Below are 21,149 nucleotides of genomic sequence, written 5' to 3'. Positions count from 1 at the left end.
CCTCGGAGGGCCGGGGCGGCTGAATCAACCACATTGAGGATTGAATCACGGGCCCTCTTTGAGCAGGAAGGGGCCGCGCCGGTACTACCGGCAGCTCAACCTGGAGACTCGATGCTTTCCGCCGCGCTGTTGATTGCCACGTCCCTGCAGGCCCAGGCGCCTGCTCCCACTCCGCCCGCCGCGCCCGCGGCCCCGGCCGCCGAGGCCGCCCCCGCCAGCCCCGAGGAGCGCGCCGCCGCCGCCGCCGAGCGTGCCGCCGCCGCCGCCGAGCGCGCCGCCGAGGCCAGCGCCCGCGCCGCCGAGGCCGCCGAGCGCGCCGCCACGGCCGCCGCCCCGCCTCCCGCCCCCGGTGCCGCTGCCCCCGCCGCGCCCGCGGCCGCCGCCCCCGCCGAGAGGAAGGACGTGTGGGACGTCACCCTGGGCGCGGGCCTCATCTCGCTGACGGGCAATGCCTCCACCTTCACCTTCAGCGGCCTCGCCAGCGCGCAGCGCAAGACGGAGCACTGGATCTACGCCGTCAAGGCGTTCGGCGCCTACGGCCGCAGCCGCCCGCCCGAGGTGGAGGGCGACGAGGCCGTCTCCCAGGTGGTGGCCCTCAACGCGGGCGTGGAGATTCGCGGAGACCGCCGCTTCACCCAGGTGCTCAGCGGCTACCTGCTGGGCGGCGCCGAGACGGACCACGTGAAGAGCGTGGAGTCGCGCAGCTACGGTGAAGGCGGTCTCGGCGTGCTGTGGTGGGACGAGAAGTCGCCGGAGGGCAAGGAGTCCTACCTCCGCACGGACGCCGCCTTCCGCTACGCCTACGAGACGCGCTTCCAGTACTACCCCACGCGGCTGGATTTGGAGGACGTGGACCTGGGCGGCCCCCGCTTCGGCGCGGTGTTCCGCTACGGCCTCAGCAAGGACGTCCTCTTCAAGGAGGACGTGGAAGTGATTGTCAGCGTCATCGGCGACTCGCGCATGCTGCTCAACAGCCAGACGCAGCTCTCCGTGGGGCTGACGGAGGCCCTGTCGCTGAGCACCAGCTTCCAGGTGAAGCACGACAGCGAGCCGCCCCAGGGCAAGGTGTCCACCGACACCGCGCTGGCCCTCAACCTCGAGGTGAAGCTGTAGCCCGCAAAAGCAACGCGGCGCCGGGGAGGTCCCTCGGCGCCGCGTGCGTGGGGTGGGGCACCCCGCCCCACGGAGGGCTAGTGGCCCTCGGACTGCTCGGAGGTGTCCGGCTTGTTCTGGCCGCCGTACCGGCCCTGCTGCGCGTTGGCGCCGATGTCCACCGCCTGCAGGTCGCTGTACTGCGAGCCCGGCGGGTTGGAGCCGCGGTAGCGGGTACCGACGTCCGCCAGCGGCGCAATCAGCATCAGAATCACGAAGAGGATGGAGACGGCGAACACCAGCCGGTTGGCGCCCCGGTGATCGGCCAGGTGCATGAAGTACAGCGCCACCAGCGTGCCCTTCGTCGTGGCGATGATGAGCGCCAGCAGCAGGCCGAAGGTCGGCATGTGCATGCGGCCGGTGACGTAGGTGATGGCCGTCAGCACCAGCAGCGCGGCCCAGATGACCCAGTAGCGCCCGGCGCCGTGATGCTCCTCGCGCATGTTGCGGTCTTCCTGGCGGGATTCGTTGGCAATGGCCATGGTCGGGCAGCCCTTCAGACGAGGTACAGCATCGGGAAGAGGAAGATCCACACGAGGTCGACGAGGTGCCAGTACATGCTGCCCAGCTCGACCATGGTGTAGTTGTTCGGACCGAAGTCCGCCTTCTTCAACGCTCGCACCATGGAGAAGGTCAGCACCGCCATCCCGATGAGGACGTGCAGGCCGTGCAGGGCGGTGGAGAAGAAGTACACCGTGAAGTACAGCGGCGCGCCCGGCAGCTGGATGCCTTCGTAGAAGTAGTAGCGGCCCGGCAGCGTGCCGATGTGGAACTTGTGCGAGTACTCGAAGTACTTGATGACGAGGAAGCCGCAGGCCATCAGCAGGGTGAGGGCAATCTGCACCGCCACCGCCTTGTTCTTCCCCTCCTTCGCGTAGTGCACCGCGAGCGCCGCGGTGAGCGACGAGGTGATGAGCACCACGGTGTTCACCGTGCCCAGCGTCAGGTCCAGGCTGCGGCTGCTGGCGGCCCACGCGTCCGGGAACAGGAAGCGGTAGACGCCGTAGCAGACGAAGAGGCCCGCGAAGAGCAGGATTTCCGTCGCCAGGAACAGCCACATTCCCAGGCGCGCGGCATGGTTCTGCACCTCGAGCGAGGCGAAGTGCATGGCGAGCCGAGGGACGGGAGCCGCCGCCCCGGCGGTGGAGACACTAGACTGCATCGGGCACCTCGGCCTTCTTCGGATCCACGTAGAAGTGCGGCTCCTCGGGGTAGGTCGGCTGCGGACCCACGAAGTTGTGGGTCGGCGGCGGGGACTCGGTCAGCCACTCGTAGCCCTTGCTGCGCCACGGGTTCTTTCCGGCCGCCCTTCCGTACACCAGCGCGTACGTCAGGTACATGGCGATGATGATGAAGCCGAAGGCCAGCAGCGAGGCGCCCGCCGTGGAGGCCACGTTCAGCGCCTGGAAGCGCTCGGGGTACTCGTAGTAGCGGCGCGGCATGCCGTTGTTGCCCAGCAGGAACTGGGGGATGAACGTGGCGTTGAAGCCCAGGATGATGAGCGCCGCGGACACCAGGCCCCACCCCTCGTGGTACATGCGCCCGAACATCTTCGGGAACCAGTAGTGGAGCGCCGCCAGGAAGGCCATGATGGTCGCTCCCACCATGATGAAGTGGAAGTGCGCCACCACGAAGTAGGTGTCGTGCCACGCGACGTCCAGCGACACCGTGCCCAGCGCGATTCCCGTCATGCCGCCGAAGACGGTGAAGAACAGGAAGCCGCAGAAGTAGGCGAAGGGCGTCTTGAAGTCCACGGCGCCCTTGTAGACGGTGCCCACCCAGTTGAAGACCTTGATGGCGGTGAACACGCCCACCAGCATCGTCAGCGCGCCGAACATACCGGCGGCGAACGTGGACTGGCCGGACACGAACATGTGGTGGCCCCAGGCGAAGAAGCCCACGAAGGCGATGCCCAGGCTGGAGTACGCCACCGCGCGGTAGCCGAAGATGTTCTTCCGGCTGAACGCGGCGACCACCTCGCTCATCACACCGAAGGCCGGCAGCACCATGATGTACACGGCCGGGTGGCTGTAGAACCAGAACAGGTGCTGGAACAGCATCGGGTCGCCGCCGCGCGCGGGGTCGAACATGCCGATACCGGAGATGTTCTCCACCGCCACCAGCACCAGCAGCAGGCCGATGACCGGCGTGGCCAGCACCTGGATGCAGCTCGTGGCGTAGAGGGCCCACACGAACAGCGGCATCTTGAACCAGGTGATGCCCGGCGCCCGCATGGTGTGGCAGGTGACGATGAAGTTGATGCCCGTGACGATGGAGCTGAACCCGATGATGAACGCGCCGAAGAGCACCGGCGCCACCGTCGTCGTCGTGTGCGCGCTGTACGGCGTGTAGAACGTCCACCCGGTGTCCAGGCCGCCGTTGAGCATGCCCCACAGCGCCAGCACGGCGCCGAACAGGTAGATGTAGAGCGACAGCAGGTTCAGCCGCGGGAAGGCCACGTCCTTGGCGCCCAGCATCAGCGGCAGCATGAAGTTGCCGAAGACGGCGGGGATGGCCGGAATCATGAACAGGAAGATCATGACCAGGCCATGGAGCGTGAACGTACGGTTGTACGTCATCGCGTCCATGATGGTCGGGCCCGGGGTGAGCAGCTCCACCCGGATGAGCAGCGCGAAGATGCCGCCCACGAGGAAGAACAGCAGGACCCAGAACAGGAACATGAGCCCGATGCGCTTGTGGTCCACGGTCAGCAGCCACGAACGGATGGTGGTGCCGTCGACCAGGTAGCTCGGGTGGTGGTCGTGGTGCTCCTCGTGCGCGGGGGTGGCGCCCGGGGCTGCGATGCTACTGGATGGCGTCATAGGCGGGTCCCTCGGAGGCGCTCTCGCGAACGTTCGGAGTGCGCAGCGACTTGATGTACTCGACGATGGCGGCCGTCTCCGGCCCCTGCAGCTTGCCCTGGTAGGTCGGCATCACGTTCTGGTAGCCCACGACCAGGTGGGCTCCCGGGTCCATCATCGACTGGGTGATGTAGGCCTCGTCCACGCGGACGTCCTGCCCGTCCTGGAGCCGCTCCACCCGGTCATACATGCCGAGGAAGGTGGGGCCGATGTGCTGCGAGCCGTCCACGGAGTGGCACTTCAGGCAGCCCTGGGTGCCCGCGAGCACCTGCCCCTGCTCCACCATGCGGGCCACCGGCGGCACCAGCGAGGTGTCCGCCAGCGCGTCCTGCCGGTCCTGCAGCCGGCCGCGGCGCTGCTCCTTCATCCAGACGTCGAACTCCTCCTGGGGGAGCACCACCACCTCGGCCAGCATCTTCGAGTGCGACAGGCCGCAGTACTCGGTGCACAGCACCTGGTACGTGCCCGGCTTCGTCGCCTCGAACCAGATCTGCGTGTAGCGCCCCGGCACCGCGTCCATCTTGATGCGGAAGGACGGGACGTAGAAGGAGTGCAGCACGTCACGGGACGTAATCAGCAGCCGCACCGGGCGGTTGGCCGGGACGTGAAGCACATTCACACCGTTGGGCCCCTCCGGGTAGGCGAACTTCCACATCCACTGCTTGCCCATGACGTAGACATCCATCGAGTCCTTGGGCGGCGTGGTGACGAAGGTGAAGTCCCGGAAGCCGATGCCGAACCAGGCCAGGAAGAACACGAGGGGCACGGAGACGAAGAGGAACTCCGTCTTCAGCGTGGGGACCACGTACTCCGTCGCCTGGGCCGGGAGACGGCGGCGGTACCGGAAGAAGAAGAACAGGGCCGCCAGGCCGACGCCCGCCGACATCACCATCGTCGTACCCACGACGAAGTGATGCAGCATGTCGACCCGCTCCGCGAACGTGGACGCGGCCTCCGGGAGGAACAGGATGTTGTTGAGAAGCTCGCTCATGCCGCCGCGCCTTTCTTCAGCTCGCGCCTCCAGAAATAGATCAGCATCGTCGCCAGGGCGGTGAACACCAGAATCCCCCCCAGGCGGATGAACCCGAAGATGTAGAAGCCATACCGCCGGCTGGCGGTGTCATACTTGAAGCAGGACATGACAATCTGGTCGAAGCTGGTGCCCACGCGGCCGTTGGCCGCCTCCAGAATCGCCAGCTTCATGTCCTTGGGAGGGAAGGTCGTCCCGTAGAGATACCGGGAGATGCTGCCCTCGGGGGTGAGCACGTGCACCACCGCGGGGTGGGCATACTGCTTCGTGCTCGCGTCATACGTGTACTTGAAGCCCAGCGCCTCCGCGAGCCGGTGGATTTCACCCTCCGTCCCGGTGAGGAAGTGCCAGGGGGCACTCTCCGGCTTGCCCATGGACTGCAGATGGCGCCGCCGGCGCTCCATGCTCTGCGCCGGGGTGTCCTCCGGGTCGATGCTGACAGTCACCGACTCGTAGTCCTCCCCCAGCTCCAGCCCCAGCTCCCGCATGGCCTGCACCTGGGCGTTGAGGACCAGGTTACAGAGCATGGGGCAGTTGTAATACACCAGCGTCAGCAGGGTGGGCTTCGTCTTGGAAAGCACGTCGCCCAGCTTCACCTCGCGCCCCTCCATGTCCATGAAGCGCGCGTCCTTCGGCACCATCTCCCCCAGGTGCTCCTGCACGTCCACGCCCTTCACCTCAGGCGGCAGGTCCTGCTGGGCCTCGGTGATGGCTCGCGGTGTCTTGCCGGCACCCGGCATGGCGGACGCCGGCAGCGCCGTGGCCAGCACCAGTCCCGCCAGGAACAGGCCCGCGACGGTGGAGCGTGGGGAGATGTGGGGGAGAACGGGCTTCATTGCAGGACGGCTCTTACGCCAGGGGGAGGGCGGAAGCTACTGCCTCGGTGACGCAGGGGTGCCCGGCGCCGGGGCCGTCTCCGGGGCAGGCGCCGGAGCCGGGGGCGGGGGCGGGGTGCGCGCCTCGTTGATGACGCGCTCCATGGCCTCGTCGAGCTTGGGGTGCGCCTTCACGCCGGGCTGGTCGCCCCAGCCGGCGCCGAGCGCCTGCTGCTGGCCGCCAATCTTGTCCACCGCGTGCCAGTCCTGCTCGAAGATGCGCTGGTTGACGATGCCAATCTCGTACTGGCCCATGGCCGCGGGCCGGGGAGGCGGCCCGTCCGGCTGCATCTCCGCCATGGTCCGCACCTGGATGCGCCAGGCCCAGACCATGCCGGCCACGAAGATGACCAGCGCGCCCACGCCGATGCCCACCACCTTGCCCATGACAAGGTGGTCTTCCTCGGCGGCCACGCCATGCGGACCGACGATGACCCGCGACTCGTACTCCGACTGGGTCTTCTTCATGGCTGCACGTACCTCAGGGACTCGGCGATGTAGGGGTCCTTCACCGGGAGCGTGAAGCGGTTGCGGGCCTGCATCAGCGCGAAGCCCACGGAGATGCCGCCCACGCCGATGAACGCCGTCACCAGCGTCCAGTGGAAGGTGGGGCCCTCGGTGCCCGTCAGCGCCGGCCACACCAGCCAGTACAGGTCCACCGCGTGGATGACGAGGATGTAGACGGCCACCACCGCCAGCTTGCGCGGCTGCAGCTTCAGGTTGCGCGACAGCAGCGTGAAGAAGGGCAGCACGAAGTGCAGGAAGAACAGGGCAATGGACAGCGGCCGCCACGAGCCGAAGATGCGCAGGCCGTACCAGGGCGCCTCTTCAGGGATGTTGGCAATCCACACCAGCAGGAACTGGGAGAAGGCGATGTAGGCCCAGAACGCGGTGAAGGCGAGCATCAGCTTGCCCAGGTTGTGGAAGTGGTCCAGCTTCACGACGCTGCCGTAGAGGTTGGCCCCCGTGGCGTTGACGGTGGTGAGCGTCAGGATGCAGAAGGCGGCCAGGAAGCTTCCGGCGAAGTAATAGACGCCGAAGATGGTGGACTGCCACAGCGGCGTGAGGCTCATCAGCCAGTCGAAAGAAGCGAAGGTGATGGTGAGCGCAAGGAACGGCAGAGAGCCGGGCGAGAAGCGCCGCTGCTTCACCGTGAGGTCCAGCTCCCCCGTCTCGTCCTGCTTCAGGCTCCACGAGCGCAGGCGCCAGGCGACAAACGCCCATACCGCGAAGTAGATGGCCTGACGGATGTAGAAGAAGGTCGGGTTCAGGTAGCCGTGCTGCTTGTGGGACAGGTGCTCGGCCTCCAGCCCGGTGATGTGGGCCGCCAGCGGCGAGCCCGGCCACCAGGGGTAGAGGTCCTTCGTCATGAGGAGCAGCACGACGAAGAGCGGGATGAAGATGACCACCGAGGCGGCGCCCGTCTCCATGGTGCGGCGCAGGACGATGAGCCACTTCGCCTTGGCCGTGTGGAAGATGGCCACCATGATGAGGAAGGCCACGCTGATGCCCAGCCAGTAGGCGAAGGCGATGAGGTAGCTGTGCGCGGCCTGGCCGGTGGCGCCGGTGAAGTAGCCCGCCAGGGTGGCCAGCAGGCCCAGGGCGCCGAGGCCGAAGGCCGGCACCATCAGCTTCGGGGTTGCGGTGTAGCGCCCCAGGTCGGACAGGCGCGCGGTGGTGACGGGGGGACTCATCGGTTCTCCTGCGGAACGGGCTGCTGCCCGTCCGTGCGCGTGTTGCGGGCCGCCTGGAGGGCGCGCACGTAGGCGACCACGGCCCAGCGCTCGCGCGTGTTCAGCTCACCCGAGAACGACGGCATCACGCCGTAGCCCTCGTTGATGGCGGCATAGAAGTGACCGGCCGGCTTGCCCTGCAGCTCCAGCAGGGACGGCGGCAGGCGCAGCGACATGTTCTCCGCGACGATGCTGTTGCCGTCGCCGAGCACGCCATGGCACTGCGAGCAGACGATGTTGTACTTCTTCTGACCGAGGGTCAGCAGCGCCTTGTCCACCTCGACGGGGATGTTGCTGACGAGCTGGCCGTTGGCGCGGCCGGTGGAGATGCCGGGGTTGCCCACCGGGCGCTCCCGCGGCACGGTGCCCTCGGGGGGCGTGCGCATGGCGCGGCCGTCCGCCCAGAAGTCGGACGCCTCGTAGTACTCGTACTTGGCCTGGGCCTCCATGCGCTGGAGGAACTCGGAGGAAACGTCGCAGCCCGTGAGCGCGACGAGCCCGGCGGCGGGGATGAGCCACCTCATTCCTTCTCTCCCGTGACGACGGTCACCTGGGTGGCGCCCAGGGCCTTGAGCTGATCCATGACGGTGGTGGCGTCCTGGCCCGTCGCATGCGGCACGCTCAGCCAGTAGCCGTGCGTGGACGCGCTGCGGAAGGCGTCGGACTCGAAGACGGGGTGATACGGCTGCGGCAGCCGGCTGAGCGCCAGCAGGCCGAAGAAGATGCCGAACGCGGCGAACAGCACGCTCAGCTCGAACGTAATCGGCACCCACGCGGGCAGCGACATCAGCGGGCGGCCGCCGATGTTGAGCGGGTAGTCGATGGTGTTCATCCACGTCTGCATGGCGAGCGCCGTCGCGAGGCCGGTGAGGCCGCCGCCCAGCGCGATGAACGGCACGCGCGAGGGGGGCAGGCCCAGGGCCTCCGAGCCGCCGTGCAGCGGGTACGGAGAGTAGGTGTCCATTCCCTCGAAGCCCTTCTCCCGCATCTGGCGGGTGGCGGACACGAGGGCGTCCGGCGTCGCGAACTCGGCCAGGACCCAGGAATAGAGGGTGGTGGTGGCAGCGGCCATGGCTCTAGTGCGCTCCGTGCGTGGCGGCGTCCGCACCGTCGTGGTGGTGGGCGGCGTGCTTGAGCTCCAGCTGCAGCTCCTTCACCTCGCTCACGGCGACCGCGGGCACGAACTTCAGGAAGAGGAGGAACAGGGTGCCGAACAGGCCCAGGGTGCCGATGTAGATGGCCCAGTCCACCCAGGTCGGGCTGTAGATGCCCCACGACGAGGGGAGGAAGTCCTGGCTCAGCGAGGTGACGATGATGATGAACCGCTCGCACCACATGCCGATGTTCACCATGATGGAGGCCACCCACATGATGGGGATGCTCCGGCGGCACTTCTGGAACCAGAAGATGTTCGGGGTGATGACGTTGCAGGCAATCATCAGCCAGTACACGCCGGCATAGGGGCCGGTGGCGCGGTTCACATAGAAGGTCCAGTACTCGTACTGGTTCTGCGAGTACCACGCGATGAAGTGCTCCATCATGTACCCGTAGGACACGATGAGGCCCGTCGCGAGGATGACCTTGTTCATGTTCTCCAGGTGCCGGTCGGTAATCACGTCGCGCAGACCCAGGTACTTGCGGGCGGGGACGATGAGGGTAATCACCATCGCGAAGCCGCTGAACACGGCGCCGGCCACGAAGTAGGGCGGGAAGATGGTGGCGTGCCAGCCGGGCAGCAGCGACACGGCGAAGTCGAAGGACACGATGGTGTGCACCGAGACCACCAGCGGCGTGGAGAGGCCGGCCAGCAGCAGGTACGCAATCTTGTAGTTGTGCCAGTGCCGCCCGGAGCCGCGCCAGCCGAGGCTGAAGAGGCCGTAGATGAGGCGCTGCGCCTTCGTCTTGGACGAGTCACGCAGGGCCGCCAGGTCCGGGATGAGGCCCACGTACCAGAACAGCGCGGACACCGTGAGGTACGTGGAGATGGCGAACACGTCCCACACCAGCGGCGAGCGGAACTGCGGCCACGCGCCCAGGGTGCTGGGGTAGGGGAACAGCCAGAAGGCGAACCAGGGACGGCCGGTGTGCAGCAGCGGGAAGAGGCCCGCGCACATGACGGCGAACAGCGTCATCGCCTCGGCGAAGCGGTTGATGCTCGTGCGCCACTTCTGCTGGAAGAGCAGGAGGATGGCGGAGATGAGCGTACCGGCGTGGCCGATACCGACCCACCAGACGAAGTTGATGATGTCGAACGCCCAGCCCACCGGCTGGTTGTTGCCCCACACGCCGATACCGCGGGCGAGCGTGTAGGTGACGCCGATGACGAGCAGGCCCAGGGCGCTGAGCGTCAGGCCGAAGAGCATGAACCAGCCCTTGCCCGGCTTGCGCCAGACATGGTCCAGCAGCGTCTCGTTCAGCGACGCGTCGTCGTGGTGCGGCGCGACGAGGTGCCGCGGCTCGAGCGGGTCGAGCGGAGCGGTGATTGCAGTCTCTGCCATGACTAGTGGCTCCCTTCGGTCGCCGCGGCGGACTTCGCGGGCTCGAGGGCGGGGTTGGGGTTACGCACGCGGATGAGGTGCGCGGTGCGGGGGCGGGTGCCCAGCTCGTGGAGCAGCTTGTAGGCGCGCTCGTCCTCGTGAAGCTGGGTGACGCGCTGCTGCTTGTCGTTGAGGGAGCCGAAGACGATGGCCTGCGTGGGGCAGGTCTGCTGGCAGGCCGTCATCAGCTCCTTCTCCTGGATGAGGCGCTTCTCCACCCGGGCGTTGATGCGCACGCGCTCGATGCGCTGGACGCAGTACGTGCACTTCTCCATCACGCCGCGGTTGCGGACCGTGACGTCCGGGTTCATCAGCATCTTCTCGGTGGAGGTCTTGTCCGCCGTGTAGTGCAGGTAGTTGAAGCGGCGCACCTTGTACGGGCAGTTGTTGGAGCAGTACCGGGTGCCGACGCAGCGGTTGTACACCATGTCGTTCAGGCCCTCGTCCGAGTGCACGGTGGCGTTCACCGGGCACACGTACTCGCAGGGGGCCTTCTCGCAGTGCACGCACATGACAGGCTGCATGACCATCTTCGGGTCGCTCTCGGGACCCTCGAAGTACCGGTCGATGCGCAGCCACTGCATCTCACGGCTGCGGGCGACCTGCTCCTTGCCCACGACGGGGATGTTGTTCTCCGCCTGGCAGGCCACCACGCACGCGCTGCAGCCGGTGCAGCGGGACAGGTCGATGGCCATGCCCCACTTGTAGCCGTTGCTGTAGTCGAAGTCGGGCAGGTTGTCGTGGATGGTGGGCTTCAGCTCGCCCTGGACGCGGTGGAGGACGTGCTGCGTCTCCACGGAGGGCCTGGTCAGCTCGCTGATGGGCATGTCCAGCGCCACCGGGCGGCCTTCCATGCGCCAGTGCGTCTGGGTGAGGCTGAACTTGTGGCTGCCGCGCGCCTTGGTCAGCGTGGCGCCGCCGTCGAACCAGGGGGCCGCGGCGCGGCGCAGGACGTTGGCGTTGAAGCCCACGCCCTTGGCCACCGACTCGTGCAGGCCGCTGCGGCCGTAGCCCAGCGCCACCGTGACGGTGTCGTCCGCCAGGCCCGGCGTCACCCACACCGGCACCGTCAGCTTCTGGCCGCCGTAGCTCAGCTCGGCCAGGCTGCCCGGCTCCAGGCCCTTGTCCTGGGCCGTCTTCGGGCTCACCAGGGCGGCGTTGTCCCAGACCATCTTGGTGATGAGGTCCGGCAGCTCCTGGAGCCACGCGTTGTTGGCGAAGCGGCCGTCGAAGACCTTGTAGTCGTGGACGAAGTTCAGCTCGAGCTCACCCGCGGCCGGCGGCGTGTAGCCCGTCACCAGGGCGCTGGCGGCGCCGAAGTCCGGCGTGGCCGTGGCGGCGGGGGACGCGGTGCCGGCGACGATGCCCTCGGACACCCACACTTCCCAGCGGGACTCGAAGTCGCTCGCGCCGCCGGCCGTCGTGGCCGTCCCGGCAGCCTGGCCCTGCCAGTACTCGCGCAGGAGCTGGTAGGCGGGGCGGTACGGCTCGTCGAGGAACATCGCCAGCAGCTCGGACTCCGGCACGCCGTTGAAGAGCGGCTGGATGAGCGGCTGGGCAATGGCCACCGTGCCGTCCACCGCGCGGCCGTCGCTCCACGTCTCGAGCGGGTGCGCCGCGGGAACGAACCAGTCCACGAACTGGCTGGTCTCGTCCTCGTAGAGGCCCGTGTAGAGCACGGACATCTTCGTGCGGTTGGGGTTCTTCGCCGGGTCCAGCAGCTCCGCCAGGCCCGTGTCGCCCGGCAGGGAGTACAGCGGGTTCCAGCTGGTGATGACCAGCGTGTCCACGCGGCCGGCCTTGATGTCCTCCACGAGGGCGCGCACCTGGCTCAGGCCGGTGGGCTCCGCGATGGGGGCCTGCACGTAGCGGACGGTGGAGCCCGCGGCGCCGAGCGCGGCGTTGATGGCGTGGGCCAGGGCGTGGACCGCGGCCGGCTGACGCTCACCGGCGACCACCAGCGTGCGGCCGGGGTTCGCGGCGCGCAGGTCGGCGACGACGGCCTGCACCCAGGCGTTGAGGTCACCGCGGAGCTGCGCCTTGGCGGAGGCCGCGCCCGCCAGCGAGGCGGCGGGGCCACCGATGGCCTGGGCCACGGCGGCGGCGACGGCGAGCACCTCGGCCGACTTCACGCGCAGGCGGTGGTCCGCCATGCCGCCGGTGACGGAGTAGCGGGCCTCGGCGACGTAGAGGCGGTTGAGCGGGCCGTTCTTCGGGTCGCGGCGGTCCGCGAACTGGCGCGCGTAGGCCAGGTTCGCCGGGCGGCTCTCCAGGAAGTCCGCGTCCAGCGACAGGACGACGTCCGCCTTGGAGAAGTCGTAGACGGCGGAGACGGCCTGGCCGCCGAAGAGGGCGCGGGTGGCCTCGGACTCCGCGTCCTGCGTCATCGCCGTGTAGCTGTAGAAGCGCGCGTTGGGCAGCTTCTTCAGGATGCGGTTGCGCAGGTCGCCCATCAGCGGCGAGTTGGTGGGCTCGCCGAGGAAGCGCAGGCGGGCGCCACCGTCCGCGGCGGCGGCCTTGCTCACCAGGGCGGAGACGTCCTCGGCCAGCACGCGCAGGGCGCGCGGGCTCTTGCCCTGCCGCAGCACGCGGGCGCGGTTCGGGTCATAGAGCGACAGCAGGAACGCCTGCTCCCAGGGGCCGGCGGCGCCCTGGTTGACGGGGTGCTGGGGGTTGCCCTCGATCTTGATGGGGCGACCCTCGCGGGCGGTGATGAGCAGACCGGAGGTGTGGCCGGCCAGCGTCATGCCGGACGCGTAGTGCAGCGGGTTGCCCGGAGTGACCTCGGGCGGCGTCTTGGTGTACGGCAGGATGCGCTCGTCCGAGGGACGGGTGCTGCACGCCGTGGCGCCGGCCAGGGCCATCGAGGCGCCCAGCAGCTGCATGAACTCGCGGCGGGCCACGCCGGAGGGGGGCAGGTCCGCGCCCGCGGGGAACTCGGGGCGCGTCTCCTCCAGGTACTCGGAGGTGCCGAGCTTCTCCTCGAGGCTCCGCCAGTAGCCGCGGCCGTAGCCGGGCTCGGTGGGGGAGGCGTTGGCGGCGGCGTGCTCCAGTGCCTCGCCCACGGCGTCAGCCGAGGCGGCGGGCCGGTCCGACACGACCGGGAGCGCGAAGGAAGAGGTGTCCTGCGACGGGGCGCCGTCGCGCTTCGTGTTCATCGGTGGCATGTGGAGCAGCTCGTGCGCGAGTGGACGTCGTACTCTTCCGCCAGCTTCTTGCCGAGCGCGGCGGCCTCGGCGGCGTCAGAGGGCGGAACCCAGGTCATCGAGGTGATGAACTCGGCCGGACGGAGGTTGGGCTCGGGATTGCGGTGGCAATCCAGGCACCAGGCCATGGTCAGCGGCGCGTGCTGCTCGACGGCGCCCATCTGGTCGATGCGGCCGTGGCAGGTGGCGCAGCCCACGCCCTTGTTCACGTGGATGGCGTGATTGAAGTAGACGAAGTCCGGCAGGTTGTGGACGCGCACCCAGGGGATGGGCTGGTCCGCGAAGAAGGCCTTGCGCACCTCGACGAGGTACGGGCTCTTGTTCCAGACCTGCGCGTGGCAGGACATGCACACCGTGGTGGAGGGGATGCCCGCCGAAGGCGAGTCTTCCACCGTCCAGTGGCAGTACCGGCAGTCGATCTGCTCGTCACCCGCGTGGTGGCGGTGGTCGAACTCAATCGGCTGTTCGTAGGGCATCTGCTGGTTGGTGACGTACGGCGAGCGTACGTAGGCCATGAGGCCGCCAATGCCGATGGCGGGCACGGCGAGGAGCGCCGCGGCGGACAGCCGCGACACCGTGTTCGTCCAGCGTGGGAAGAGAGGGCCACTCATACCAGGACCATGGGCAAGGGGGCTTCAACGACAACAGTGACGGGAAGGCTCAGAAGAGAGGCGCGGACGTGGCCGGGCGCGGGGAGCGGGAGGGCGATCCCGGCCCCGATGGGGCGGGCGGGCGGCGGCTCCTGGCGCGCGGAATCCGAAGCAGTCACGTCCAACGAAACCTCTATGAGAATGCCGCGGGCGGGGCCCTCCGAAATCTCCCAGCCCTGACGCGGCGCGGGACCATCGGGCATCGACACGGCAGTGTCAACCATTCTGATGTTGCGGCAGTCGGATACCATTTTCGCGCCCGATGGCGGAAAGTCGCGGGTGGGCGCGGATGAATCTCTCTTCTGGCGGAAGGAAGGGACGTTTGAGACACGCGCCCCGGAGGAGATCAGCGGCTCCCAGGAGGCGCGGCCCGCGCCTCCGGACGCACCCCGCGTACGGAGCTGGACGCGTGCTACAGGCCGCGACAGAGGAAGTAAATCCAGCCATCAGCGGCGAGGGGGCTCACTCCGAGTCCTCATCCTCGGGCTCGCGCCAGCGCTCGCGGCGGCGGGCCAACAGCCGCTCCACCAGCTCCCGGACGCGCGCGTCGCGGTGATAGTGGGGGTCATGCCGGCTGCCCTTGCCCTGGTTGCAGCGGGCGCAGGCCAGGCCGAGGTTGGCCGGGTCGTCCGTGCCACCCGCCGTCTGCGGGACGATGTGCTCGATGGTGGCGCGGCTGATGGGCTCGCCGTCCAGCCCCACCAGCAGGTGCGCGTTGCAGTGGAGGCACTTGCCGAGCCACGCCTCGCGGCCCCGGTGCTCGGTGCGCTCGAAGGTGTTGTCCGTGGCGATGATGCCCAGGATGCGGCGGCGCTTGGCGGTGCTCATCCTACACCTCGACCACTGCGGGGTCGGCGATGGCGAAGACGCGCTCGCCGGGGCGGCGGGAGACGTCGTGCCCGCCGGTGAAGGCGCTGAAGGCCGGCAGTACACCCACGCCGCGGCCCACATGGAAGCAGGGGAGGCGGAGCCGGTCTCCACCCCCGGACAGGCGCACCGTGGGATGGAGGTGTCCCGCCCACACGTAGCGGCCGGGAGCGGGCTCCGGGTGGTGGGCGAAACGGAAGGGGCCCTCGTCCAGGTGGGTGGGTGTGCCGGTCGTCTCCGGTCCGGTGGCCTCGGCGGCCCGGCGACGGCGCCTCACCGCACGGTGTTTCTTCGCGGGCGGCTCCAGCAGGGCGGGCGTGCCGCCTCCCTCGTTGTTGGAGCGCAGGGCCTTTCGCCGGGCGGCAAGCTGCGCCCGCAGCGAGCGCGACCTACCTGTGGGCATGGAGCAGTTCCTTGAGTGAGTCCAGCGTGTCCGCGTCCTGGGGCTTCTTGTCCGTGCGCCAGCGGGCGATGCGGGGGAATCGCAGCGCCACGCCCGACTTGTGGCGCGGCGAGGCCTGGATGCCCTCGAAGTGCAGCTCGAAGACCTGCTCGGGCTCCACCGAGCGCACCGGCCCGTACTTCTCCCGGGTGTGCGCGCGAATCCACCGGTCCAGCCGGGCTATCTCCTCGTCCGTGAGGCCGGAGTACGCCTTCGTCACCGGCTGCAGCTCCTGCCCGTTCCACACGGCGAAGGTGTAGTCGGTGTACAGCGACGAGCGCCGGCCATGGCCCGGGTGCGCATAGAGCAGCACCGCGTCCACGGTGAACGGGTCCATCTTCCACTTCCACCAGTCGCCGCGCTTGCGCCCGGTGAGGTATGCCGACTCGAGGCGCTTGAGCATGAAGCCCTCGACGTTGCGCTCCCGGGCCTCACCCCGCACCCGGGCCAGCTCCTCCCACGCGCCCGCCTTCACCGAGGGGGAGATGGGGAAGCGCGGCCTGTCCTTCAGCAGCGCCTCCAGCTTCGCGCGCCGCTCGCGCAGGGGCAGCTCGCGCACGTCCTTCCCACCCAGCTCCAGCAGGTCAAAGGCGATGAAGGCCGCGGGGGCCTCCGCCAGCACCTTGGGGGTCAGCTTCTGCCGGCCGATGCGCCGCTGGAGCCGCGCGAAGGGCAGGGGCCTGCCGTCCTCGTATGCCAGCACCTCGCCGTCCAGCACTGTGCCCTCCGGCAGCGCCGAGGCGGCCTCGGTGATTTCGGGGAAGCGCTCGGTGATGAGCTCCTCGCCGCGGCTCCACAGGTACACGCCGCCCTGCCGGCGGATGAGCTGGCCGCGGATTCCGTCCCACTTCCACTCCACCAGCCAGTCCTCGAGCTTGCCCAAAGACTCCGGCGCCTGCTCCAGCGGTGATGCCAGGTAGAAGGGATAGGGCCGCGAGCGGTCCCCATCCGAGACGTCCGGTGACACGAGCTGCTTGAAGAAGCCCGGCGAGGGCGTCCACGTCCCCATCAGCCGGTGCGCCACGCCAGGCGGCGGCAGCCCCGCCACCTGCGCCACCGCGCGAATCACCAGCGTGGCGGAGACGCCCACGCGCAGCTCGCCGGTGAGCATCTTGTTGAGCAGGAACAGCTCCCGCCGGGGCATCGCCTTCCACCAGGACACCACCCGCTCGCGCTGCTCGGCGGCGTCCAAATCGCGCAGGGGCAGCAGGCGCTGCTCCAGCCAGACGGACAGCGGCAGCTCCTCGGGCCGGGCCGGGCGCTCCAGGCCGTCCAGCAGCAGGGCAATCACCTCCGCCAGGTCTCCCACGGAGGCGTAGACCTCCGCGAAGAGCCAGTCGGGGATGCCCGTCAGCTCCTGCGTCCACCCCACCAGCAGCTTCGTGGTGAGCAGCCGCTTCAGCTTCTGGCCCGTGAGGAAGTACAGCGCCCACGCCGCGTCCTCGGGAGGCGCTTCCTTGAAGTAGCGCACCAGTGCGTCCACCTTGGCGTTGGTGGACGTGGTCTGGTCCAGCGCTTCATAGAGGTCCGCGAGCCGCCTCACGCGTCAGTCCTCCGCCTCGCCCTCGAAGGGCGTTGCCAGGGGGGCGGCGTCCACGCCCTTCTCCCTCAGGTAGCGCGCCAGCGGGTCCGAGTAGCCGTGTGTCACCAGCACCCGCTCCGCGCGCGTGTCCGCCACCGTGCGCAAGAGGTCCGGCCAGTCCGCGTGGTCCGACAGCACGAAGCCCCGGTCGAACCCGCGCCGCCGCCGGTTGCCCCGCACCCGCATCCACCCCGAGGCAAAGCCCGTCTCGTGCTCACCGAAGCGGCGCATCCACGTGGAGCCCCCCGCGCCAGGCGGCGCCAGCACCAGCGCGCCCGCGAAGGACATGCCCTTCTCCGTCTCGGACACGAGCTGCGTGGGGAGCATCCTCACGCCCGCCTCGTGGTACACGGCCACCAGGCTGTTGAGGGCCCCGTGCACGTACGCCGGCCGGTCCGTCAGCCGCGCCAGCTCCGCGAGGATGCGCTGCGCCTTGCCCAGCGCGTAGCAGAACAGCACCGCGGCGCGGCCCACGGCGCGGTTGGCGTCCCACCACCGCAGGATGTCCTCGGCCACCAGGCGCGTGTCGTCCCAGCGGTAGATGGGCAGGCCGAAGGTGGCCTCGCTGATGAAGGTGTTGCAGCGCACCACCTCGAGGGGCGCGCACGTCGGGTCCGGCGCGCGCTTGTAGTCGCCGGAGACGACCCACACCTCGCCCCGGTGCTCGATGCGAATCTGCGCGCTGCCCAGCACGTGGCCGGCGGGATGGAAGCTGACGGTGACGTCGTTGATGCGCAGCCGCTCGCCGTACTCCAGGGTGTCGATGGTGGCGTCCGCGCCCAGCCTCCGATGCAGCAGCCCCTCGCCTGCCCGGGCGCCCAGGTATCGGCGGCTGCCGCCCCGGGCGTGGTCGCCATGCGCGTGGGTGATGAGGGCCCGGTCCACCGGGCGCCAGGGGTCGATGTGGAAGTCGCCCGGAGCGCAGTAGAGTCCCAGCGGCGTCACGGTGATGAGCGGCGGTCTGTCCTGGAAGGGAGAGGATGCGCTCAAGGTCCCATTCAGATAGCGAGGCACTCCGGAGGCGGCCACCCGGGGTGTGCGTCCACCGGACGGGCCGCTGCTCCCTGGGATGCTCCGTTGACACCCCTGTCACGAGGGCGCCCGAGGGGAACCCGTGGGAATACCGCGCCCCTTGGACGGCGCTTCCGGACAGGGGATAACCCCGGCACCTCCCTTCCGGACGGTCCCCGCATGACGCCTGCCCTGCTGCTGTCCCTGGTGCTCTCCCAGCCGCCCGGCGCCTCCATCCACTACACCGCCCCCGCTTCCGAGGCGGAGGGAACGAAGCCCGCGCTGGAGCGTTACGACTTCACCGTGTGGGAGCCGACCGGCAAGCAGGCGAAACACTTCGTCGGGGTGGATGAGGCGAACCTCCGCGAGTCCCCCGCCGCGGACGCGAAGGTCGTCACCGTCCTGCCGCTGGGCGCCGCCGTGCGGGTGATGGAGCGCGGCAGGGACCGCCAGAAGGTGGGCGAGTACGTCAACCACTGGTACCGGGTGGAGTACATGGACACCAGGGGCACCCCGGACACCGGGGACGACGCGCCCGTCCGGGGCTGGCTCTTCGGCAACACGCTCACGCCCCTCCGCTTCGAGGCGGACTTCGACGGGGACGGCGAGCAGGAGGTGGCCACGGTGGTGATGAGCGCGGACTTCAAGATTCGCGTCCGCGTCCTGGAGCCCAACGTGAAGCCGCCCCGCCGTGTCAGCAGCATCGACGTCACCCCCGCGGGTCAGGCCTACCTGAGCGTGAATGGCGGCCCGGCGAAGGCGCGGCTCGTCGCCGCGAAGACGGCGGGCCTCCCCCTGGTGCAGGTGGACTCCACGCCCGAGGCGTGTGGAGACTTCAGCACCGCGTACGTGAGCTACACGGTGCCGGGCAACAAGAAGGGCGTGCTCGGCAAGGCGAAGATTGCCCTGGAACTGGGCGGCCTGGCGGACCCGCCCGCCCACTCCTCGTACCAGGTTTCGTTCCAGCCGAAGCAGAAGGGCCTCACGGTGGTTCGGACGAACACAGAGGAGGACGAGTCCGGCAAGGAAGTGAAGACGACGGAGCGCACCCGGTACAAGCTGTCGGACGGCGTGTTCTCCGAAGAGAAGCCCGCGGGTTCCGCGGTGGCGGAAACGAAGCCCTAGGGGGCAGAGTCAATCATGAAGATGGACGCACAGGAGCGGAAGGCGGCGTACCGGCAGCTCGCGGAGAAGGGCGAGGCGGTGCCGGTGTCGGTGGAGCTGCCGGCGGACCTGGACACGCCGCTGTCGGCGTACCTGAAGCTGGGCGGAGGCTCGCACGGCTTCATCCTCGAGTCCTGCTACGGCGGCGAGCGCTTCGGGCGCTACAGCCACGTGGGCGCCCAGGCGGCCGGCCGTGTGCGGCTGGACGCGGCGGGCGCCACCGTGTGGCGTGGCTCGCGCGAGGAGCGCCGCGAGGGCAAGCCCCTGGACGTGCTGCGCGCGCTGTGGCGCGAGCTGGCCGTGGCCCGGCTGCCCGGCGAGGCCCCGTTCCTGGGCGGGCTGGTGGGGTACATGGGTTACAACTGCATCTCGTGGTTGGAGCCCACCGTGCCGGACCGGCACCCGCGCGACATCTCCTATCCGGACTCGGAATGGCTGGTGTGCGAGGACTTCGTCACCCACGACACGCGCACGGGTACGCTGAAGGCCACCGCCATCGCCCGGCCCTCGCTGCACGGCAGCGTGGCCGGCGCGCTGAAGGACGCCGAGGAGCGCGCGCAGGCCATGGCGGACCGGCTGCTCAAGCCGCTGCCTCCGGAGGCGTACGCGCCCGCCCCGCGCATGAAGGGTGACGCCGCCCCCGTGGCGTGCTGGGACCGCGCCGGCTACGAGGCCGCGGTGGAGCGGGCCAAGGAGTACATCCGCGCCGGGGACATCTTCCAGGTGGTGCTCGCGCGGCGCTTCGAGGCGCGCGGCGCGCCGCCGCCGCTGTCGCTCTACCGGGCGCTGCGGCGGGTGAATCCTTCGCCGTATCTCTTCCTGGTGGAGCTGGGCGAGGCCCGCGCGCTGGTGGGCGCGTCTCCGGAGCTGCTGGTGCAGGTGCGCGACGGGGACGTGGTGGTGCGGCCCATCGCCGGCACGCGCCGCCGCGGCGCCACCGAGGCCGAGGACCTGGCGCTGGAGAAGGAGCTGCTCGCGGACGAGAAGGAGCTGGCCGAGCACGTCATGCTGGTGGACCTGGGCCGCAACGACGTGGGCCGCGTGGCGGCCCCGGGCTCGGTGCGCGTCGAGGACATGAAGGTCATCGAGCGCTACAGCCACGTGATGCACATCGTCTCGCAGGTGCGCGGGAAGCTGGACCCGAAGTACGACGCGCTGGACGCGCTGGCCAGCACGTTCCCCGCGGGCACGGTGTCCGGTGCGCCCAAGATTCGCGCCATGCAGATCATCGACGAGCTGGAGGTGCAGCGGCGCGGGCCCTACTCGGGCGCGGTGGGCTACCTGTCCTTCTGCGGCACGCTCGACGTGGCGATTGCGCTGCGGACCTTCTTCGTGGACGGAGACCGGACGATGTGGACGGCCGGCGCGGGGCTGGTGGCGGACTCGGTGCCGTCGAAGGAGGCGGACGAGACGGAGGCCAAGGCGGGCGCCATGGCCGCCGCGCTCCGGCTGGCTCGCGAGGGAGGTGGGCGGTGATTCTCGTCATCGACAACTACGACTCGTTCACCTTCAACCTCGTGCAGTTGCTGTACACGCTGGGCGCCGAGGTGAAGGTGGTGCGCAACGACGACCTGGATGCCGCGGGCGTGGCGGCGACGGGGGCCTCGCACCTGGTGATTTCGCCGGGCCCGTGCACGCCGCACGAGGCCGGCGTCAGCGTGGCGGCGATTGCCCAGTCCCGCGTGCCGGTGCTGGGCGTGTGCCTGGGGCACCAGTCCATCGGCGCGGCCTTCGGCGGCAAGGTGATTCGCGCACCGGAGCCGGTGCACGGCAAGGCGGCGCACATCCGGCATGGAGAGACGGGCGTGTTCACCGGGGTGAGCCAGGGCTTCCAGGCGGCGCGCTACCACTCGCTGGTGGTGGAGGCGTCGTCGCTGCCCGCGGACCTGGAGGCCACCGCGTGGAGCCAGGATGGCCTCATCATGGCGCTGCGTCACCGCTCGCGGCCCGTGGTGGGCTTCCAGTTCCACCCGGAGAGCGTGCTCACCCCCGAGGGACCGAAGCTGGTGCGCAACTTCCTGGAGGGGCGGCTGTAGCGC

At 69.4% G+C, this 21,149-nt stretch carries 19 protein-coding genes and 1 pseudogene; 4 read left to right on the top strand and 16 right to left on the bottom strand.

Annotated elements, in window-relative coordinates:
• The first annotated feature begins 111 nt into the window (after positions 1-111).
• Positions 112-1,113, top strand: coding sequence for a DUF481 domain-containing protein (locus K8638_RS17935; RefSeq protein WP_223755760.1), 1,002 nt, complete (start codon positions 112-114; stop codon positions 1,111-1,113).
• Positions 1,114-1,190: 77 nt separating this feature from the next.
• Here K8638_RS17935 and K8638_RS17930 read toward each other — a convergent pair whose 3' ends face one another.
• The 16 genes and pseudogenes from K8638_RS17930 to K8638_RS17855 all read right to left on the bottom strand — a co-directional run bounded on the left by K8638_RS17930 (position 1,191) and on the right by K8638_RS17855 (position 17,925).
• On the bottom strand, positions 1,191-1,634 hold the full coding sequence (locus K8638_RS17930) for a cytochrome C oxidase subunit IV family protein (RefSeq protein ID WP_223755759.1): 444 nt from the start codon (positions 1,632-1,634) through the stop codon (positions 1,191-1,193).
• A gap of 14 nt (positions 1,635-1,648) precedes the next feature.
• Positions 1,649-2,314: a cytochrome c oxidase subunit 3 family protein gene (locus tag K8638_RS17925; protein WP_223755758.1), complete on the bottom strand. Its 666-nt coding sequence runs from the start codon at positions 2,312-2,314 to the stop codon at positions 1,649-1,651.
• Entirely contained in the window at positions 2,304-3,974 is a 1,671-nt protein-coding gene (gene ctaD, locus K8638_RS17920; protein WP_223755757.1) for a cytochrome c oxidase subunit I, read from the bottom strand. The genes K8638_RS17925 and ctaD overlap by 11 nt, the downstream gene beginning before the upstream one ends.
• Positions 3,958-5,004, bottom strand: coding sequence for a cytochrome c oxidase subunit II (coxB, locus tag K8638_RS17915; RefSeq protein WP_223755756.1), 1,047 nt, complete (start codon positions 5,002-5,004; stop codon positions 3,958-3,960). Before coxB ends, ctaD begins: the two co-directional genes overlap by 17 nt.
• Positions 5,001-5,879 (bottom strand): SCO family protein, encoded by an 879-nt coding sequence (locus K8638_RS17910; RefSeq protein ID WP_223755755.1) that lies wholly within the window; start codon positions 5,877-5,879, stop codon positions 5,001-5,003. The genes coxB and K8638_RS17910 overlap by 4 nt, the downstream gene beginning before the upstream one ends.
• 36 nt (positions 5,880-5,915) lie before the next feature.
• Positions 5,916-6,386, bottom strand: a complete 471-nt coding sequence (locus K8638_RS17905; protein ID WP_223755754.1) for a hypothetical protein — start codon at positions 6,384-6,386, stop codon at positions 5,916-5,918.
• A complete protein-coding gene (locus K8638_RS17900) occupies positions 6,383-7,612 on the bottom strand; it encodes a hypothetical protein (protein ID WP_223755753.1) in 1,230 nt (409 codons plus the stop codon). Before K8638_RS17900 ends, K8638_RS17905 begins: the two co-directional genes overlap by 4 nt.
• Positions 7,609-8,175 (bottom strand): cytochrome c, encoded by a 567-nt coding sequence (locus K8638_RS17895; protein WP_223755752.1) that lies wholly within the window; start codon positions 8,173-8,175, stop codon positions 7,609-7,611. Before K8638_RS17895 ends, K8638_RS17900 begins: the two co-directional genes overlap by 4 nt.
• Positions 8,172-8,723: a DUF3341 domain-containing protein gene (locus K8638_RS17890; protein ID WP_223755751.1), complete on the bottom strand. Its 552-nt coding sequence runs from the start codon at positions 8,721-8,723 to the stop codon at positions 8,172-8,174. The genes K8638_RS17895 and K8638_RS17890 overlap by 4 nt, the downstream gene beginning before the upstream one ends.
• A gap of 4 nt (positions 8,724-8,727) precedes the next feature.
• Positions 8,728-10,149, bottom strand: coding sequence for an NrfD/PsrC family molybdoenzyme membrane anchor subunit (gene nrfD / locus K8638_RS17885; protein ID WP_223755750.1), 1,422 nt, complete (start codon positions 10,147-10,149; stop codon positions 8,728-8,730).
• 2 nt (positions 10,150-10,151) lie between these two features.
• Complete coding sequence (locus K8638_RS17880) at positions 10,152-13,346, bottom strand: TAT-variant-translocated molybdopterin oxidoreductase (RefSeq protein WP_223755921.1); 3,195 nt, start codon at positions 13,344-13,346, stop codon at positions 10,152-10,154.
• Positions 13,343-14,005, bottom strand: a complete 663-nt coding sequence (locus K8638_RS17875; protein ID WP_223755749.1) for a cytochrome c3 family protein — start codon at positions 14,003-14,005, stop codon at positions 13,343-13,345. Before K8638_RS17875 ends, K8638_RS17880 begins: the two co-directional genes overlap by 4 nt.
• A gap of 501 nt (positions 14,006-14,506) precedes the next feature.
• A complete protein-coding gene (locus tag K8638_RS17870; protein ID WP_223755748.1) occupies positions 14,507-14,872 on the bottom strand; it encodes an HNH endonuclease in 366 nt (121 codons plus the stop codon).
• A gap of 1 nt (position 14,873) precedes the next feature.
• Positions 14,874-15,131 (bottom strand): annotated as a pseudogene (locus K8638_RS45230) (metallophosphatase); the annotation flags it as partial.
• A 169-nt stretch (positions 15,132-15,300) separates the two neighbouring features.
• Positions 15,301-16,896, bottom strand: coding sequence for an ATP-dependent DNA ligase (locus K8638_RS17860; RefSeq protein WP_223755746.1), 1,596 nt, complete (start codon positions 16,894-16,896; stop codon positions 15,301-15,303).
• Positions 16,897-16,899: 3 nt separating this feature from the next.
• Complete coding sequence (locus K8638_RS17855; protein WP_223755745.1) at positions 16,900-17,925, bottom strand: ligase-associated DNA damage response exonuclease; 1,026 nt, start codon at positions 17,923-17,925, stop codon at positions 16,900-16,902.
• Between the two features lie 201 nt (positions 17,926-18,126).
• Here K8638_RS17855 and K8638_RS17850 point away from each other — a divergent pair, with 201 nt between their 5' ends.
• Genes K8638_RS17850 through K8638_RS17840 form a run of 3 tightly spaced genes read left to right on the top strand, consistent with a single transcriptional unit; the run spans position 18,127 to position 21,146 of the window.
• On the top strand, positions 18,127-19,071 hold the full coding sequence (locus tag K8638_RS17850; protein ID WP_223755744.1) for an SH3 domain-containing protein: 945 nt from the start codon (positions 18,127-18,129) through the stop codon (positions 19,069-19,071).
• A 21-nt stretch (positions 19,072-19,092) separates the two neighbouring features.
• Positions 19,093-20,586 (top strand): anthranilate synthase component I family protein, encoded by a 1,494-nt coding sequence (locus K8638_RS17845; RefSeq protein WP_223755920.1) that lies wholly within the window; start codon positions 19,093-19,095, stop codon positions 20,584-20,586.
• Positions 20,583-21,146 carry an aminodeoxychorismate/anthranilate synthase component II gene (locus K8638_RS17840; RefSeq protein ID WP_223755743.1) on the top strand — a complete coding sequence of 188 codons (564 nt, stop codon included), beginning with the start codon at positions 20,583-20,585 and terminating at the stop codon, positions 21,144-21,146. The genes K8638_RS17845 and K8638_RS17840 overlap by 4 nt, the downstream gene beginning before the upstream one ends.
• Positions 21,147-21,149: the final 3 nt, after the last annotated feature.

This window comes from Myxococcus sp. RHSTA-1-4 (genome assembly GCF_020037125.1).
Taxonomy (GTDB): domain Bacteria; phylum Myxococcota; class Myxococcia; order Myxococcales; family Myxococcaceae; genus Myxococcus.
This window is presented reverse-complemented; position numbering and strand designations above follow the sequence as displayed.

Coding starts and splice junctions, on each gene's coding strand:
- K8638_RS17850 (WP_223755744.1), top strand. CDS start 18,127: ATGACGCCTGCCCTGCTGCTGTCCCTGGTGCTCTCCCAGCCGCCCGGC.
- K8638_RS17890 (WP_223755751.1), bottom strand. CDS start 8,723: ATGGCCGCTGCCACCACCACCCTCTATTCCTGGGTCCTGGCCGAGTTC.
- K8638_RS17910 (WP_223755755.1), bottom strand. CDS start 5,879: ATGAAGCCCGTTCTCCCCCACATCTCCCCACGCTCCACCGTCGCGGGC.
- K8638_RS17870 (WP_223755748.1), bottom strand. CDS start 14,872: ATGAGCACCGCCAAGCGCCGCCGCATCCTGGGCATCATCGCCACGGAC.
- K8638_RS17875 (WP_223755749.1), bottom strand. CDS start 14,005: ATGAGTGGCCCTCTCTTCCCACGCTGGACGAACACGGTGTCGCGGCTG.
- K8638_RS17925 (WP_223755758.1), bottom strand. CDS start 2,314: ATGCAGTCTAGTGTCTCCACCGCCGGGGCGGCGGCTCCCGTCCCTCGG.
- K8638_RS17935 (WP_223755760.1), top strand. CDS start 112: ATGCTTTCCGCCGCGCTGTTGATTGCCACGTCCCTGCAGGCCCAGGCG.
- K8638_RS17845 (WP_223755920.1), top strand. CDS start 19,093: ATGGACGCACAGGAGCGGAAGGCGGCGTACCGGCAGCTCGCGGAGAAG.
- ctaD (WP_223755757.1), bottom strand. CDS start 3,974: ATGACGCCATCCAGTAGCATCGCAGCCCCGGGCGCCACCCCCGCGCAC.
- coxB (WP_223755756.1), bottom strand. CDS start 5,004: ATGAGCGAGCTTCTCAACAACATCCTGTTCCTCCCGGAGGCCGCGTCC.
- nrfD (WP_223755750.1), bottom strand. CDS start 10,149: ATGGCAGAGACTGCAATCACCGCTCCGCTCGACCCGCTCGAGCCGCGG.
- K8638_RS17880 (WP_223755921.1), bottom strand. CDS start 13,346: ATGAACACGAAGCGCGACGGCGCCCCGTCGCAGGACACCTCTTCCTTC.
- K8638_RS17900 (WP_223755753.1), bottom strand. CDS start 7,612: ATGAGTCCCCCCGTCACCACCGCGCGCCTGTCCGACCTGGGGCGCTAC.
- K8638_RS17905 (WP_223755754.1), bottom strand. CDS start 6,386: ATGAAGAAGACCCAGTCGGAGTACGAGTCGCGGGTCATCGTCGGTCCG.
- K8638_RS17895 (WP_223755752.1), bottom strand. CDS start 8,175: ATGAGGTGGCTCATCCCCGCCGCCGGGCTCGTCGCGCTCACGGGCTGC.
- K8638_RS17930 (WP_223755759.1), bottom strand. CDS start 1,634: ATGGCCATTGCCAACGAATCCCGCCAGGAAGACCGCAACATGCGCGAG.